The following is a 17013-nucleotide window of genomic DNA, read 5'->3' as shown; positions in this document are numbered from 1 at the left end:
TCGGCTTTGCGTGGGCCGGGGACGACGAGGCGGCTGCTTATCCTAGGTCGCGAGCGGACGCCGGTTGGATCGCTTCGCGCAGAAATTCGGCCAGTTCGGTCAGCACCGCCGCGGCAGGCGCGACGAGCGCGGCCTGCAACTGCGCGACGTGCCACAGTCCCTGCGTCTCGGCGAACCGCACCTGCACGCCTGCGGCCCGCAGTGCGGCGACCAACTCGGTGCATTGGCTGTACAGCAGCTCGCTCGTGTCGACCTGCACATACGTCGGCGGCAGGCCGCGCAGCTCGCCGGTCAGCGGGGCGTAACCGGGGTCTGTCGAATCGCCGTTGCCGAGATAGGCGGCAGCGCACGCCCGCGACCACGGCTTGTTGATCACCAGATCGCGGTGGCGCTCGGGGATCTGGTTCGGATCGGCCCATGGCGCGATCAGTCCGAGCGCGGCGGGCGTGTGCCCGTGCTGGGCGAGCAGGCGCTGCGCCGTGGCAAGCGACAACCCGCCGCCTGCCGAATCACCGGCGAGGGCGATATTGTCGGGACGGTAGCCCACGCTCTCGACCAGCTCGAGGAACGCCAACTCGGCGTCGTCGAGCCCGGCGGGGAACGGGTGTTCCGGCGCCAGCCGGTAGTCGAGAACGTAGACGGTGCAGCCGGTTTCGTGTGCAAGTCGGGCGGCGAGCGAACGGTGCGTCGCGAGCGAACCGACCGCGTAGCCGCCGCCGTGCAGGTAGAGGATCGCGCCCCGCGCCGTCGCGCCGCGCGGAGATTGCGAACCTGCCGAGATCTGCTCGGCGGGCCTGCCGCCGAGGCGCAGTTTGCGCACGGCAGTTCCCGCGGGCAGCAGCTGCGCACGGGAACCGACATCAAGTAACAGGCGTTGCCACCGCCACGGCATCCGCTCGTTCAGCGTCACTCGGAAGATCGGCCGCAGCATCGCCCGTGCGACGGGCAGCGGAAGGTTGATGTCGCGCATGGTGTTTCCTCGACTGTGCCTTCTCGTGATCAGAGCTGGAACCGGCGATTCACCACGGCGGCGATGCGCTGGTAACCGGAGGCGGTGACACGGACGAACAGGTCGAGCGCCTTCGCCTCCCAACCGATCAGCACCCGGCCGTGCCCCTTGCGCACGCCCTCGGTGATGGTCTGCGCGGCCATCTCCGGGGTGTGCATCGCCAGCTTCTTGTCGAACATCGATGCGGCGTTCTTGCCGTCGATGCCCTCGGCGTAGGTGGCGTTGCGGGCCACCGCGGTCTGGATGCCGCCGGGATGCACGCAGGTCACCTGCACCGGGTGCCTGCCGACCAGCATCTCCTGGCGCAGCGACTCGGTGAACCCGCGCACCGCGAATTTTGCTGCGTTGTAAGCACTCTGGCCGGGCACCGCGATCAGGCCGAACAGGCTGGACACGTTGACGACATGGCCCGCGCCGGACTCGATCAGCATCGGCAGGAACGCCTTGGTGCCGTTGACGACACCCCAGAAGTCGACGTCCATGATGCGTTCGATGTCCTTGAACTCCGAACGGATCACCTCGCCGTGGTAGGCGATGCCCGCGTTGTTGTAGACCTGGTTGACCTTGCCGAAGTGCGCCTGTACGGCGTCGGCGTAGAGCAGCACGGCCTCGCGCTCGGCCACATTGATCCGGTCCGACTTCACCTCGGCGCCGAGCGCTTCGCAGCGGCGCACCGTTTCGGCGAGGCCCTCGGTGTCGATGTCCGACAGCGCGAGCTTGGCGCCGCGCCCGGCGAGGTTCTCCGCGAGCGCGCGGCCGATGCCGGAGCCGGCACCGGTGATGACACAGACCTTGTCCTTGAAGTAAGCGTCATTGCGCCCACCCGTTTCCCGGCCGCCACCCCTCATCGAATCGCTGCGCGATGCTGTATTCACTGTGCAGTCACCACTTTCAGATCGTTTCGGGAATTGTCGCTTGTCGTTTCATAGGCAGTGACATCGAATGTTCTTGTCAGCCTGCGGAATTCGAAAGTGAAGTCGGGCCACAGCGTGGTGTTGTTGCCATGCTTGTCCAGGTACCAGCTGGAGCAGCCGCCGGTATTCCACACGCTGCCTTCCAGCTTGTTCTTCAGTTCTGCGTTGTATGTGTCCTGCGCGGCGCGGCGCACCTCGACAGTCCGCAGGCCCAGCCGGTCCACCGTGGCCAGCGCGTCGGCGATGTAGTTGATCTGCGATTCGATCATGAACACCATCGAGGTGTGGCCGAGACCGACGTTCGGTCCGAGCAGGAAGAACATGTTCGGGAAGTTGGCGATGGACGAGCCCTTGTAGCCCTGCTGGCCGATTTCGTCGAACACTTCCGAAAGGGTGCGCCCGTCCTTGCCTGCGATGGTGTTGTAGGCAGGGGAATCGGTGACATGGAAGCCGGTCGCCACGATGAGGGCGTCGATCTCGCGCTCGGTGCCGTCCTTGGTGACGATCGAATTCTCGCGCACCTCGGCGATGCCGTCGGTGACCACGTCCACGTTGTCGCGGCCGAGCGCGGGATAGTACTCGTTGGAGATCAGCATGCGCTTGCAGCCGATCCGGAAGTTCGGTGTCACCTTGGCGCGCAACTCGGGATCGCGGATCTCGAGCTTCAGCTTGGCCCTCGCAATCAGCTCGAACGCCTGCATCAGCGCGGGAACCTTGGCCAGGCCGACGACCTGGGTCTCGCGGGCCGCGTAGATGGCCGCGCGCGAGAGGCGCTGGAAGCCGGGGATGTGCTTGAAGGCCAGACGTTCCGGCAGCGTGTACGGCCGGTCCATGCGGGGCAGCAGCCACGGCGCGGTGCGCTGGTAGACGTCGAGGTGAGCGACCTGGGCCGCGATGGACGGCACGATCTGGATGGACGAGGCGCCCGTGCCGATGATCGCGACACGCTTGCCGGTCAGGTCTGCGTCGTGGTTCCAGCGGGCGGAGTGGAAGATCTCGCCCTTGAAGTTGTTGATGCCCTTGATGTCCGGCAGCGCGGGCTCGCACAGTGCGCCGACCGCGGAGACCACGGTGTCCGCGGTGAAGCTGCCCTTCGCGGACTCGACCTCCCACCGGTTGGTGCCGGTGTTCCAGCGCGCTGAGGTGACATCGCAGTCGAAGAGGTGCTTGTCGAGCACGTTGTACTTCTTGGCGACGCCCTGGATGTACTGCTGGATCTCGCCCTGCCTGGAGAACGAGCGCGACCAGTTCGGGTTGAGCGCGAAGGAGTACGAGTACAGGTGTGAAGGCACGTCGCAGGCGGCGCCCGGGTAGGTATTGTCGCGCCAGGTGCCACCGACATCGCTGCCGCGTTCCAGCACCAGGTAATCGGTGCGGCCCTGCTGGCTCAAGCGAATGGCCAGGCCGAGGCCGGCGAATCCACTGCCGATGATGATCGTCTTGACGTGACGGACGGGGCGGTTGGCGACAGCTTTGTCTGTAACCTTGCGACTCATATAGACGAGACTACGGTCTTATTGAGCATGAGTCAACAGTATTGACTGTCGTTCAGTAAGATGGCCGTGTGAGTACCAAAGGCACCGGAGAGACCGTGAAGCGCACCCGGCTCAGCCCGGACGAGCGCCGCACGCAGTTGATTACCTTGGGTGCCAAGATGCTTGGCGAACGAGCTATCGAAGACATCTCCATCACCGAGATCGCCGAACAGGCGGGCATCTCCCGCGGCCTGCTGTTCCACTACTTCCCGACCAAACAGGATTTCCAGTTGGCGATCGTGCACCACGCAAATGCCGAACTGCTCGAACGCGTCGCTCCCGACCGCTCGCTCGGCACGTTCGACATGCTGCGCGACTCGATCGACCGCTATATCGCCTACGTCAGTGAAAATCGCACGTCCTACCTCGCGCTGCTGCGCGGTCCAGCCAGCACCAGCCCACTGCTGGTCACCCTGGTAGAGGAAACCCGCAACGCCATCGTCGGCATCATCCTCACCGAGGCCCCCGTCCCCGTCGACGACGCAGACCGCCCCCGCCTGCTCCTGGCCATCCGCGGCTGGATCGCCTTCGTCGAGGAAACCACCCTCAGTTGGCTCCGCGACGAACCCATCTCCCGCCACCAACTGGTGGACCTCTTGGTCGAATCCCTCGTGGCCCTTGCACTTTCGCTCAGCCCCGCTCTTGCCGCCGCGCTGTCGAGGGTGACGGATATACCCTGACGTATGGGTCTGTCTCGCCGGGAGCTGTTGAGATTCGGCACCGCCGGATCGGTTGCGGTGCTGGTCGGCGCGTCGGCGGCCGGTAGCGGGCGGTTTCGGGCGCCGCGGTGGCCGGGGGACCCTTTCAGTTTGGGGGTGGCGTCGGGAGATCCCACCTCCGATGGCGTGGTGTTGTGGACCCGGTTGGCGCCCGACCCGTTTGCCCCGGACGGGCTCGGCGGAATGCCACTTGCTCCGGTGACCGTGGAATACGAAGTCGCTCATGACGAGCACTTCCAGCAGGTGGTGGCCCGGGGGAGCGCGGTCGCGACGCGCGCGCTCGCCCACACCGTGCATCCCGAGGTCCATGGATTGGCCCCGGACCGCTGGTACTTCTACCGGTTTCGCGCGGGATCGGCGATCTCGCCGATCGGCCGGACTCGCACCGCACCGCCGCCCGGCCGGCCCACCGCACGCATGCGTTTCGCCTTCGCCTCCTGCCAATCGTGGACTTCCGGCTTCTACACCGCCTACGAGCACATGAGCGCCGAAGACCTCGATCTGGTCGTGCATCTCGGTGACTACATCTACGAGCGCGGCTGGAACCGTGGCCGCGAGGGCATGACGGTCGAGCCGCAGTTCCGTGCCGAAGCGGTCGACCTGGCCGGCTACCGGCTGCGCTACGCACAGGCCAAAGCCGAGCAGCCGCTGCGTGCCGCGCACGCCGCGTTCCCCTGGCTGGTCACCATGGACGACCACGAGGTCGACAACAACTGGGCGGCCGACGCGCCGGGGCTCGGGCTCGACATCTATCGCATTCCTGCGCTGTTCCGCCGCCGCCTTCCAAGCGATGTACGAGCACCAGCCGCTACGGATCGAACAGCTGCCGGCCGGGCCGAACATGCGATTGCATCGGCGCTACGGTTTCGGCGACCTCGCGGAGATCACCATGCTCGACACCCGGCAGTACCGCAGCAGGCAGGCATGCGACGGCAAGAACGTCGCCGACTGCGCCGACCGGCTCGCAGCCGATCGCACGATACTCGGTGCGCGGCAACGTGATTGGCTGCTAGCCGGGTTCTCCGGCTCCACGGCCCGTTGGCAGATCATCGGCAATCAGGTGGCGATGAGCCGATCCGACTACGACCCCGGCCCCGGCACCGACCTCGGCGCCGACGCCTGGGACGGGTACGTCGCCGACCGCAACACCGTGCTCGGCGCCGCCGCCGACCGCGGCGTGCGCAACCTCGTCGTGATCACCGGCGACCGGCACCACAACTATGCTGCCGATCTGCGCCGCGACTACGCCGATCCCGAATCACCCGTCGTCGCATCGGAATTCACCGGAACATCGATCACAAGCGGCGGCGACGGCGCCGACATCAACCCCACCGGGCACAACTTGCTCGCCGCCAATCCCGACATGAAATTCTTCAACGCACAACGCGGCTATGTCCGCGTCGAACTCGATCAGGGATGGTGGCGCAACGACTTCCGCGTCGTGCCTTATATCCGACGTCCCGGCGCGCCCATCCACACTCGCGCCAGCTTCGTTGTACAAGACCGAGTACCCGGCGTCACTGCGGCATCGCGCCCCGACATCTCCACCGGCTATGCCCCTGAACCCGACGCCGCAGGCCGTCCACCGCAACCACGGTGATGCGGCGAGCAGCAACCCTCGACTGCTCGGTACCCCTACACTCGGCGACATGTTTCTCCGACGGCTGATCGCCCTCTGCGTTTTCGCGCTGCTCGCCTCGCTCGGGGTGGCCGCCTGCACCGTCGAAGGGCCGGGCACCAAGTCCGACTGCAACGTCAGCGGCTGCACCGTCACCTTCACCCGCGGCGTGCACGCCAAGGCCACCGTCCTCGGCGTCGACGCCGAACTCGTTGCCGTGAACGGCAATCTGATCACCCTGAAGGTGGCCGGTCAGGAGGTCACAATCCCAGCCGGACAAACCCAGCCCGCGGAAGGCGTCAACGTCACCGTGCAGGAGATCACCGACGAGAAAGTTGTCGTCAAATTCGCCACCGGCATCACCACCGGGAACTGACCGGAACTTCGTCGCCGTTGACGCGTCGGCGCCGACCTGGCTCAGCTGGTCGACCTCCCAGTCAATCCTTGCTCCTTCGTTGGAACGCACACCGGCTGCCGTCCTAACGCGGTTGTGGCTGGCGCAGTTCGACCGGCATCCATGGAGCAGATCATCGCAAAGCCTCGGATATCAGCCGTCGATCTCGTTCACCAAGCATTGCGCGAATTACCGCTTCACAGCGGCAGGTCGTGAGATGGCGGCGACGATTGCGAAGGTTCCGAAGATTGCCGGAATATTCCTAGAACTGGAGACGCTGGCCAGCGAGGAAGACATGGCGGGTGCCTTGCTGAACTGCGGACTGTGCTTGCCGAACTCGGAGTCTCATCCGATCAGCTGATCACAGAGCTCTACACAGATGCGGTATCGAAAAGCAGAACGCCGGGTCGAATCGCTCTGGGGAGAGGCGGATTCGACCCGGCATCGGGTCATTGACGAACTAGCGAACTAGCTGGTGGGCTCGAAGGCCTCGTCGATGATTTCCTGCTGTTCCACCGCGTGCACCTTGCTCGAACCCGAGGACGGGGCCGACATGGCGCGGCGCGAGATACGGCGGAGCTTGGTGAAGCGGTCGGGGAGGAGCTCGGGGAGGTTGAGGCCGAAGAAGGGCCACGCGCCCTGGTTGGCCGGTTCCTCCTGGACCCACACGATGTCGGTCGCATTGGGGTAGGTCGCGAGTGCCTCGTTGAGGCGGAACTTGGGCAGCGGGTAGAGCTGCTCGATCCGCACGATGGCGATGTCCTCGCGGTTGCCCTTGGCCTTCGCCGCGACGAGCTCGTAGTAGAGCTTGCCGCTGGTCATCAGGACTCGCTTGACCTTGTTGCCGTCACCGATGCCCTGCTCGTAGGTGGGCTCGTTGAACACCGAGTGGAACTTCGACTCGGTGAAGTCCTTCAGGTCCGAGACCACAGCCTTGTTGCGCAGCATCGACTTCGGGGTGAAGACGATCAGCGGGCGGCGGATGCCGTCGAGCGCGTGGCGGCGCAGCAGGTGGAAGTAGTTCGCCGGGGTGGACGGCACGGCGACAGTCATCGAGCCCTCGGCGCACAGCAGCAGGAAGCGCTCGATCCGACCGGAGGTGTGGTCGGGACCCTGGCCCTCGTGGCCGTGCGGCAGCAGCAGCACGACGTCCGACAGCTGACCCCACTTGGCCTCACCGGAGGAGATGAACTCGTCGATGATGGACTGCGCGCCGTTGACGAAGTCACCGAACTGCGCCTCCCACAACACAAGTGCGTTGGAGTTGCCCAGCGAGTAGCCGTACTCGAAGCCGACCGCCGCGTACTCGCTCAGCGCCGAATCGTGCACCGCGAACCAACCGGGGTTGGTGCTGCCGATGTTGTGCAGCGGGGTGTACTCGTCGGCCGTCTTGCGGTCGATGATCACCGAGTGCCGCTGGGTGAACGTGCCGCGACGCGAGTCCTGACCGGTCAACCGCACCGCTTTGCCTTCGTCGATCAGCGTGCCGAAGGCCATCAGCTCGGCGAAGGCCCAGTCGACCTTGCCCTCGTAGGCCATCTCGCGACGCTTCTCCAGCACCGGCTTGACACGCGGGTGCACGTTGAAACCGTCCGGCACATTGAGGAAGGCATCGCCGATGCGCTGCAGCACCGTCTTGTCCACCGCCGTCACGACGGTGGTCGGCACCTGCTGGTCGTCCTCGACCGATTCGCTCGGCTCCGGGACGTACTTCTCCAGCTCGCGGACCTCGTTGAAGACTCGCTCCAGCTGACCCTGGTAGTCGCGCAGGGCGTCTTCGGCCTCTTTGAGGGAGATGTCGCCACGGCCGATCAGGCTCTCGGTGTAGGCCTTGCGAACCGAGCGCTTGGTGTCGATGACGTCGTACATGTACGGCTGGGTCATCGACGGGTCGTCGCCCTCGTTGTGGCCGCGACGCCGGTAGCAGATCATGTCGATCACGACGTCCTTGCGGAACTTCTGCTTGAAGTCCACCGCGAGGCGCGCCACCCAGTCGCAGGCCTCCGGGTCGTCGCCGTTCACGTGGAAGATCGGCGCGCCGATGAACTTCGCGATGTCCGTGGAGTATTCGGTCGAGCGGCTGTTCTCCGGCGCCGTGGTGAAACCGATCTGGTTGTTCACCACGATGTGGATGGTGCCGCCGACGCGGTAGCCACGCAGACCCGACAGGTTCAGCGTCTCGGCGACCACGCCCTGACCGGCGAATGCGGCGTCACCGTGCAGCATCAGCGGGACAACGGAGTAGCCCTCCGGGCCATCGCCCTTGTCGAGGATGTCCTGTTTGGCGCGGACCAGACCCTCGAGCACCGGGTCGACCGCTTCCAGGTGCGACGGGTTGGCGGTCAGCGAGACCTCGATCTCGTTGTCGCCGAACATCTGCAGGTAGGTGCCGTGCGCGCCGAGGTGGTACTTCACGTCGCCGGAGCCGTGCGCCCCCGCCGGGTTCATGTTGCCCTCGAACTCGGTGAAGATCTTCGAATACGGCTTGCCGACAATGTTGGCGAGCACGTTGAGGCGACCGCGGTGCGGCATGCCGATGATGACCTCGTCGAGCGAGTGCTCGGCGCACTGGTCGATGACCGCGTCCATCATCGGTATGACGGTCTCGGCGCCTTCCAGCGAGAAGCGCTTCTGGCCGACGTACTTGGTCTGCAGGAAGGTCTCGAAGGCCTCCGCCGCATTCAGTCGGTTCAGGATGTACTTCTGCTGCGCGACAGTCGGCTTCGCGTGCTTCTGCTCGACCCGCTCCTGGATCCACTGCAGCTGCTCGGTGTCGAGAATGTGGGTGTACTCCACACCGACGTGGCGGCAGTAGGCGTCGCGCAGTACCGAGAGCACCTCGCGCAGCTTCATCTGTTCCTGGCCGTGGAAGCCGCCCACGTTGAAGGTGCGGTCCAGGTCCCACAGGGTCAGCCCGTGCTGGGTGACGTCGAGGTCGGGGTGGCTGCGGAACTTGTCCTTGACCAGACGCAGCGGATCGGTGTCCGCCATCAGGTGGCCGCGGTTGCGGTAGGCCGCAATCATTTCCAGCACGCGCGAGCTCTTGTCGACGCCGCGCTCGCGGATGTCCTTGCGCCAGCGCACCGGCTCGTAGGGCACGCCGAGGCCGTGGAAGATCTCGTCGTAGAACTCGTCGCTGATCAGCAGCTGGTGGATGGTGCGCAGGAAATCACCGGACTCCGCGCCCTGGATGATGCGGTGGTCGTAGGTGGAGGTGAGCGTCATCAGCTTGCCGATGCCGATATCGGCGATGCGCTCTTCGCTCATGCCCTGGAACTCGGCCGGGTACTCCATGGCGCCCGCGCCGATGATTGCACCCTGGCCCGGCATCAGCCGCGGCACCGAGTGCACGGTGCCGATGGTGCCGGGGTTGGTCAGCGAGATGGTGACACCGGTGAAGTCCTCGGTGGTCAGCTTGCCGTCACGGGCCCGGCGGACGATGTCCTCGTAGGCGGTGTGGAACTGACCGAAGGTCATTTCCTCGCAGCCCTTGATGGCGGCCACGACGAGGGTGCGGCTGCCGTCTTTGCCGGGCAGGTCGATGGCGAGACCGAGGTTGGTGTGCGCCGGGGTGATCGCGTTCGGCTTGCCGTCGATCTCGGCGAAATGCCGGTTCAGATTCGGGAAGGCCTTGACGCCCTGCACGATCGCGTACCCGAGCAGGTGGGTGAACGAGATCTTGCCACCGCGGGTGCGGGCCAGGTGGTTGTTGATGACCAGACGGTTGTCGATCATCAGCTTGGCCGGAATGGCACGCACGCTCGTCGCCGTGGGGATGGTCAGCGAGGCGGACATGTTCTTGACGACTGCGGCGGCCGCGCCGCGCAGCACCTTCGATTCGTCGGCGGCCGCGGCGGGCTTGGGTCCGCCGGAGGTGGGCGCCGCGTTCGAGGTGGGCGCCGGAGTGGTCTGCGGGGTGCGCGCGGTGGCTTTGGCCGGTGCCGCGGGCTTTGCCGGTGCCGGGGCGGGCGCGGCAGGCGCCGGAGCGGCCGGGGCAGGTGCAGCTGCGGCGGGCGCGGGTGTGGCGGAAGTCATAGCCGCCTGTGCAGACGGCGTGGGTGCGGCCGGTGCCGCGGTCTGGCTGTTACCGGAATCTCCAGTGGCTTCGGGGGTGTAATCAGCGAGGAACTCGTGCCAACTCTCGTCTACCGAAGATGGATCCTGTTTGTACTTCTGATACATCTCATCGACTAGCCACTGGTTCTGTCCGAACTGGGAAGTTGAGCTGCTCACAGCAGGTGTTCGCCTCATTTCGTTCTTCGCGCTGCGACGTTTGTGACGTGCCCGGCACGGGGATCAGCGGATGCGCGCCGATGCGCCCTATCTGAGGATAGGCCCAGCAGCAAACCGGCGGATCTACTGACCACCCGACAGTCCCGATCCCATATGTGACGACTCGTCTGTGACCGAGAATATTCCCCCCGTTTCCCGAGCCGCAGCCCATAGCCGGGAATACGGCCCCGCGGCCGCCACCAGCGCCTCGTGTGTGCCGATTTCCGCAATCTTCCCGTGATCGACGACGGCGATCCGATCGGCGCGCGCTGCCGTGCCGAGTCGGTGTGCGACGACAACGGTGGTGCGGCCGCGAGCCAGCGAACGACTGGCAAACAGCACCGCTGCCTCGGTGTCGGGGTCGAGTGTCGCGGTGGCCTCGTCCAGCAGCAGGAGATCAGGGCCGACCAGCTCGGCTCTGGCAAGTGCGACGAGTTGCCGCTGCCCCGCCGAGAGTCCGCGGCCGCGCTCGCCGACCGGTTGGCGCATGCCGAGCGGCAGCGCGGCGATCATGTCCGTTGCGCCGACCGCCGCGGCGGCCGCCGCGATCTCGGCCTCGGTCGCGGACGGTTTTCCGAACGCGATGTTGCTCGCCACATCGCCGGTGAAGAGGTGCGCCTCCTGCGGGACGATGCCGAGGCGGGATCGGTAGTCGGTGAGGCGGTAGTGGCGAATGTCGACGCCGTCGACACGGATCGCGCCGGTTACCAGACTGCGGGTCGGGTCGCCGGTTGTGGCGTCGTCGAGATTCCGGACACGGTGTTCGGGATCCTGGTTCGCGTCGAGGTCGTCGGGCAGATCGTAGAGGCGAGCGAGAAGCTTGACGATGGTGGATTTGCCCGCGCCCGTCGGACCGACCAGCGCGAGGGTCGAGCCCGCCGGGATATGCAGTGATACGCCATCGAGGGCGGGTGCGTCGGTGCCCGGGTAGTGGAAATGAACATCGTCGACGGTGACCTCGCCACGCAGACCGTCCGTGATCGCGACCGCCTCCGCAGGATCCGCGGCGATCGAGGACGGAGTGCGCAACAGCTCCCCGATCCGCCGCAGGCCGACCCTGGCCTGCTGATACCCGTCGAATACCTGGGAGAGCTGCAGAATCGGCCCGAACAGCAGCTCCAGATACAGCACGAAAGCGATCAGCGTCCCCGGACTCGTAGTGCCGCCCGCGACCGCACGAGCGCCGACGAACACCACAACGGCCAGCGCCAGATCTGCCCACGCGATGACGAACGCGAAGTACATCGAAATCGCGCGTTGCGCCCGCATCCGGCTGTTGCGGTAGCGCGCGGAGTATTCGGCGAACCGGTGCGCCGCGAACGGCTCATGGCGGCTGGCCTGCACCGCGCGCAGACCGCTGATGTTCTCCTGGAAATCGGCGTTCACCGCCGAGACGTGTTCGCGCGACACCGTGTACGCGGTCGAGGAGACGCGACGGAACAGCCAGGTCGCAACCGCGAGCGGCGGCAAGGCGACCAACACCGCCGCGGCCAGTGACGCATCGATGACCAGCAGCGCGACCGCGATGCCGATCAGGGTCAGTCCACCGATCAGCGTGGTCGCCAGACCGGTCTGCAGGAAGGTCGACAAGGCGTCGATATCGGTGGTCATCCGGGTCATGATGCGACCGGACAGTTCTCGTTCGTAGAAGTCGAGGCCGAGCCGTTGCAGGTGGGCGTAGCTGCGCACGCGCAGGCCGTAGAGCACCCGTTCGCCGGTGCGTGCGGTGAGCACGGTCGCCGCCGCGGCGACCGCCAAGCCCGCAAACACCAGCACGACACCGAGTGCCGCCGCGGTCGCGAGGGCACCGGAATCCGCATGGCCGACACCGGAATCGATCGCATAGCGGACGATCGGCGGGAAGGTGACGCCGATGAGTGCGTCCAGCGCCAGCAAACCCATTACGACCAGCACCAGCCAGCGGACCGGCCGCAGCAGCCGAGCCAGCCGGAAGTCGGGATCGGGCTCCCGCAGTCGCCGCTCGTCCAGGTCGGGTGTCTCGATGGCCGGTGGCAGCCGTTCGATATCGCGGCGCAACTCGGGGGTTTCGCTGAGATCGGCTGCCGCACCCGCCGCGGGCCCGCCGATCGCGGCGGACCCACGCCCGATGCGGATCGGCACGGCAGCGGCATCCAGATGCTCGAGGTGATGCGTTGCCGTGGGGGCGGGCAGGCGGATCACCCGGTCGGCGTGGGCGAGGGTGGACTCGCGATGCGCCAGGATCACTGTTGTGCGCCCGCCCTGGTCCGGCAGTGTGTCGAAGATCGCAGCCTCGGTCACGGCGTCGACCGCGGAGGTGGCGTCGTCGAGCACCAGGATGCGCGGCCGCGCCAGCAGCGCCCGCGCCAGCGCGATCCGCTGGCGCTGACCACCGGACAACGTCAACCCGCGCTCGCCGACCACGGTGTCATAGCCGTCGGGCAATTCGGTGATGAAATCGTCGGCCGCGGCCAGTTCGGCGGCTCGACGGATCTCGGCATCGGTGGCGTCCGGATTGCCGAGGGCGATATTGGCGGCGATGCTGTCGGAGAACAGGAACGGGTCGTCGAAGACAACACCGATTGCACTGCGCAGGTCGGCGGCTCGGACGTCCGCGATATCGATGGCCGTCGGATGTGTGCGGCCCGCCGTCGGTCGGCTGGTTGCCGCCCCGCCCGAAGCGCGGTTCGATGGGCCCATTCGTGGCTGGGCGATGCGTTCCTCGGCGGCGCGATCGAGTTCCGGGCTCGACGACGCCGATTGGGCGGCGGTGGTTTCGGTGCCGAACAGGCGGATCGTGCCGGAGTCGGGTGTGTAGAAGCGGGGCAACAACAGCGACAGTGTGGTTTTGCCGGAACCCGCGGGGCCGATGATCGCCACCGTCTCGCCGGGGCGCACGGTCAGGTCGAGGTCGCGCAACACCGGGCGGTCGCTGTCGAATCCGAAGGTGACGGAGTCTATTTCGATGCCGAGCGGACCTTCGGGCAGCGCGATCGGGTGCGTGGGGTCGGCGATTGTCGGCGCGGTGTCGATCACCTGGTAGACCCGCTCGGCCGCTGCGCGGGTCAGCTGGGCCATGATCACCACCGAGGTCATGGTGCGGGTGGTCGTTGTCATGGTGGCCACATACGCGGCGAAGGCGAGGAAGGTGCCGATGCCGATGGCGTCGTGCAGCGCGAGCCACCCGCCGAAGGCGATCACCGCGACCAGACCGGCCTGTGGGACCGCCGACACGGTCGGCGCGAACCGCGCGTTGATCTTCGCCGCGCGCATGCGCTCGGCATACAGCGCCCTGCCGTGCCGCTCGAGCACCTCGACCATGCGGCCTTCCTGCCCGAACCCCTTCACCACGCGAACGCCGGTGACCGTCTCTTCGACGTGCTGGGCGACCTCGGCGGCGCGTTGCTGCGCGGACCAGGTCGCGGCATACAGCCGTGGCCGCATCCGATAGACGACCAGCGCGATCACCGGAACCACCAGCAGGGCGGCGGCCGCGAGCGGTGGTGACAGCCACACCATCACCGCGGCCGCGAGCAGGAACTCCAGCAGTGCTAGCCCCGACAGCGGCGCCATGGCCAAAAGCCCCTGCACCAATTGCAGATCGGTGATCGATCGGGACACCACCTGGCCAGTGCGCATGGCGTCCTGCCCGGTCCCGTCCAGCCGCTGCAGCGACCCGAGCAGTTGCAGCCGCAGGCTGTGCTGCACATCCAACGACAGTCGTCCCGCCAGCATTCTGCGCCCGAACGCGGCCGCGAACCGCCCCACCGCGAGCACCGCAAGTAGCCCTGCGATCACGCCGATGACGTCGGTGTCGCCCACCCCCGCCGCATCCAGCGCCCGCTTGGTGAGCAGCGGCGCCATGATCTCCACCACCGCACCGACCGCCAACGCGGCCGCGATCCCCGCGAGCAGCCCGCCGTGCGACCGGCTCTCGGCCCACAGCCTGCGCATCCAACCGCCCGGACCCACGCCCATCAGCTGCTCGCTCACATCAGGTGCTCGCCCATCTCGATCGTCTCAGTCCACACATAAGTCGACGTTAACGACGCGAACCGGCACACCGTTGTTCCCAGTGGCAGCTATCCGATCGGGATCACAACTCGCGTTGGCGCACCGACCACCAGCCCGCGCCTGCGACGCCGATGGTCCACAGCAGCAGGACGACAACGGCCGCGGGAGCGGGGGCGAGGAAGTCGCTGTCTTGGAAGGAACCCACGGCCACGGTGCTGACGGTGGCGGCGCCGGGGAACATGGTGGCGAAGCCCGCGATACCGAGGCCTTTGGCGACGAGCCAGCTCAGCGGTTCGACGATGACGAGCCAACCGAGCAGCGCGGCGACCGCGCCGGTCGAGGTGCGCAACAGCAGTCCGAGGCCTGCGCCGATCAGTGACCAACATGCCGCGGCGAGCAGGCCGCCGCCGAGCACGGTGAGCAGCCGGAGGCCGAAGTCGAACTTGCCGTGCCCGAACCCGATCAGGCAGGCCATGACGATCAGCTCGACGAGGAACGTGATCGCCAGCGCGAATCCCGCGGTGACAACGAGTTTCGCGGTGACGAGCCGATCGCGGTCCGCGGTGAACAATTGGGTCACCGGCATGGTGGCGTACCGGTACTCGGCGCCCGCGCCCGCCGCACCGAACGCGCCGGACACCAGGATCGCCGCTAGGAGGCCGAGATACAGGCCGATTGTCGCGGTGCCGGTCGCGGGATCGCCCTTCGGGTCGGCAGGCCCGGCGAGGATGGCGGTGACCGCACTCGCGACGAGCGCGACCGCGGGCACGCCGATGCCGAGGATCCGGCTCGCACGCAGCGTGATGACCTTGCGGACCTCGGAGTTGACCGCCGGGACGAGGTCCGCGGGCAGGATGTCGATCATCGTGGAATCCCGTAGGGCGTCGGCGTCGGAAGATGGGCGGCCACTCCGGGATACGGAGTCGGCTGTGGACGAACTTTGGTCAGCGCGGCCAGCACCCGATCGGGATGGATCGGGTCGGGGGTGATGCTGTCCAGGCGCACGCCGGCGACTTTCGCCGCCTCGCGGATCTGTCCCTCGGTGGCCTCGGCGACGGCCAGCCGGCCGTCGGGGCGGATCACCGCGTCGGTGAAGCCCTGTGCGGCAAGCGTTGTCGCCAGCGCGATCGGCGTCGACGATGCGACAACGAGACGATCGGGGTGGCCGCGGCGCAGTTTGGTCGGACTACCTTCATACACCACCGAGCCCGCACTCAGCACAATGATGTTGTCCACCACCGGGATCACCGCGGCGAGGCTCTCACTGGACAACAGTACCGTGCCACCGCGCCGGGTATGCCTGCGCAGAAACTCTTGCAGCCATGCGCGTTCCGCGCTGTCGAGGCCGGCGGCGGGCTCGTCGAGGACCAGCAGCGGTGGATCGCCGAGCAGCGCGGTCGCCAAGGCCACCCTGGTCTGCTGTCCTGCGGTCAACGCACCCGCTCTGGTGTCCGCCGCCGCGTCGAGGCCGACGAGTTCGATCACCTCGTCCACCCGGTCGTCCGCGACGCCGACCGCCGCGGCGTACACCAGCAGGTGGTCGCGCGCCGTGCGTGCGGGATGCAATCCGCGCGGTTCGAGCATGCCGCCCACCGCTCGCGCGGTGCCGGGTGACCCTTGCCCGCCGATGGCGATCGAGCCAGTGGTCGGTTCGAGCAGCCCGAGCAGGATCCGCAGGATCGTCGTCTTGCCCGCACCCGCGGGCCCGACCAGTGCCGCCGCGGTGCCCGCGGTGACGGTGAAGCTCACATTCTCGACGGCCGCCACCAGGTTGTACCGCTTGCCGATGCCGCGGACGGCGAACGCAGGTCCTCTGCTCGCACTCATCGTGGGGTGGCCGGGGGTTGCGGCTTCGCCGGGTCGATGGCGGTGAGCGGATCGGCTTCGACGATGAGGTGTCGATCGGCCGGCCACACCGACGGTGCGGGCCCGAAGGCCTTGCGCGCGTTGTTGATCGTGGTCTTGCCGAGGGCCCGGTTGCCGACGCCGCCGATCACCGCGCCGATGCCCGCCGGGACGATCTTGCCCGCCATCAGCGCCGCACGCTTGGTGATGAAGCGGATGATGAACCGCTTGAGCAGCGAGTCGTTCATGCTCGACAGCCCGGGAATGCGGTTGGCGAAGACGGTGCCCCAATTCTTCGCGGAGTGGCCGACCGTCTTCTCGACGATCTCCATCCCGCTGTCACCGAGCACGACCGCGAGCACCAGCGCCCTGCGCTGTTCCTTGTCACCGGGGGAGACGCCGTGCACGGCCGCCACCGCAAGGGTGAACACCGCGGAGGCTTCCATGAAGAACGTCGTTTCGGCGCTGACGGCGGCGATGGCCGCAACGGTGCCGACACCGGGTACCGCGGCCGTCGCGCCGACCGCGCCGCCGCTGCCGGTCACGGCGAGCAGGTACTGCTTCTCCAGCCGCTCGATGATCTGCGCGGGGCTCTCGGCCGGGTGGGAGCGCCGGAGTCGGTCCACGTACTTGGCGACGGCGGGCGCCTGCAGGCGCGACCCGGAATCGAGCAGCTCGACGACCGTCTTCTCGAACGCGCCTTTGAACACGGCG

At 67.1% G+C, this 17013-nt stretch carries 11 protein-coding genes and 1 pseudogene; 4 read left to right on the top strand and 8 right to left on the bottom strand.

The genetic code is table 11. The features are described 5' to 3' along the window. Positions 1–37: 37 nt before the first annotated feature. From OHA42_RS36355 to OHA42_RS36345, 3 genes are read right to left on the bottom strand one after another with little or no spacing between them, the layout of a single operon-like run. A complete protein-coding gene (locus OHA42_RS36355) occupies positions 38–970 on the bottom strand; it encodes an alpha/beta hydrolase (protein WP_406232736.1) in 933 nt (310 codons plus the stop codon). A gap of 29 nt (positions 971–999) precedes the next feature. Beyond that, positions 1000–1857 (bottom strand): SDR family NAD(P)-dependent oxidoreductase, encoded by an 858-nt coding sequence (locus OHA42_RS36350; protein WP_406239846.1) that lies wholly within the window; start codon positions 1855–1857, stop codon positions 1000–1002. A 23-nt stretch (positions 1858–1880) separates the two neighbouring features. Continuing rightward, on the bottom strand, positions 1881–3419 hold the full coding sequence (locus OHA42_RS36345) for a flavin-containing monooxygenase (RefSeq protein ID WP_406232734.1): 1539 nt from the start codon (positions 3417–3419) through the stop codon (positions 1881–1883). Between the two features lie 68 nt (positions 3420–3487). On the opposite strand from OHA42_RS36345, the gene OHA42_RS36340 reads away from it, so the two are divergent. The 4 genes and pseudogenes from OHA42_RS36340 (at position 3488) to OHA42_RS36325 (ending at position 6550) form a co-directional block, all read left to right on the top strand. After that, positions 3488–4138 carry a TetR/AcrR family transcriptional regulator gene (locus OHA42_RS36340; protein WP_406232732.1) on the top strand — a complete coding sequence of 217 codons (651 nt, stop codon included), beginning with the start codon at positions 3488–3490 and terminating at the stop codon, positions 4136–4138. Positions 4139–4141: 3 nt separating this feature from the next. Then, positions 4142–5777, top strand: a pseudogene (locus OHA42_RS36335) (alkaline phosphatase D family protein). 49 nt (positions 5778–5826) lie between these two features. Then, positions 5827–6171: a hypothetical protein gene (locus OHA42_RS36330; RefSeq protein ID WP_406232730.1), complete on the top strand. Its 345-nt coding sequence runs from the start codon at positions 5827–5829 to the stop codon at positions 6169–6171. A gap of 112 nt (positions 6172–6283) precedes the next feature. Continuing rightward, a complete protein-coding gene (locus tag OHA42_RS36325) occupies positions 6284–6550 on the top strand; it encodes a hypothetical protein (protein WP_406232728.1) in 267 nt (88 codons plus the stop codon). Between the two features lie 107 nt (positions 6551–6657). Here OHA42_RS36325 and OHA42_RS36320 read toward each other — a convergent pair whose 3' ends face one another. The 5 genes from OHA42_RS36320 to OHA42_RS36300 form a co-directional block, all read right to left on the bottom strand. Then, complete coding sequence (locus OHA42_RS36320) at positions 6658–10440, bottom strand: multifunctional oxoglutarate decarboxylase/oxoglutarate dehydrogenase thiamine pyrophosphate-binding subunit/dihydrolipoyllysine-residue succinyltransferase subunit (protein ID WP_406232726.1); 3783 nt, start codon at positions 10438–10440, stop codon at positions 6658–6660. Positions 10441–10545: 105 nt separating this feature from the next. Further along, positions 10546–14418 carry an ABC transporter ATP-binding protein gene (locus tag OHA42_RS36315; RefSeq protein ID WP_406239844.1) on the bottom strand — a complete coding sequence of 1291 codons (3873 nt, stop codon included), beginning with the start codon at positions 14416–14418 and terminating at the stop codon, positions 10546–10548. Positions 14419–14536: 118 nt separating this feature from the next. Beyond that, positions 14537–15319 carry an ABC transporter permease gene (locus tag OHA42_RS36310; protein WP_406232724.1) on the bottom strand — a complete coding sequence of 261 codons (783 nt, stop codon included), beginning with the start codon at positions 15317–15319 and terminating at the stop codon, positions 14537–14539. Further along, positions 15316–16281, bottom strand: a complete 966-nt coding sequence (locus OHA42_RS36305; RefSeq protein ID WP_406232722.1) for an ABC transporter ATP-binding protein — start codon at positions 16279–16281, stop codon at positions 15316–15318. The genes OHA42_RS36310 and OHA42_RS36305 overlap by 4 nt, the downstream gene beginning before the upstream one ends. After that, positions 16278–17009 (bottom strand): hypothetical protein, encoded by a 732-nt coding sequence (locus OHA42_RS36300; protein ID WP_406239842.1) that lies wholly within the window; start codon positions 17007–17009, stop codon positions 16278–16280. The genes OHA42_RS36305 and OHA42_RS36300 overlap by 4 nt, the downstream gene beginning before the upstream one ends. Positions 17010–17013 lie beyond the last annotated feature (4 nt).

This window comes from Nocardia sp. NBC_01009, from assembly GCF_045208035.1.
GTDB lineage: Bacteria > Actinomycetota > Actinomycetes > Mycobacteriales > Mycobacteriaceae > Nocardia.
This window is presented reverse-complemented; position numbering and strand designations above follow the sequence as displayed.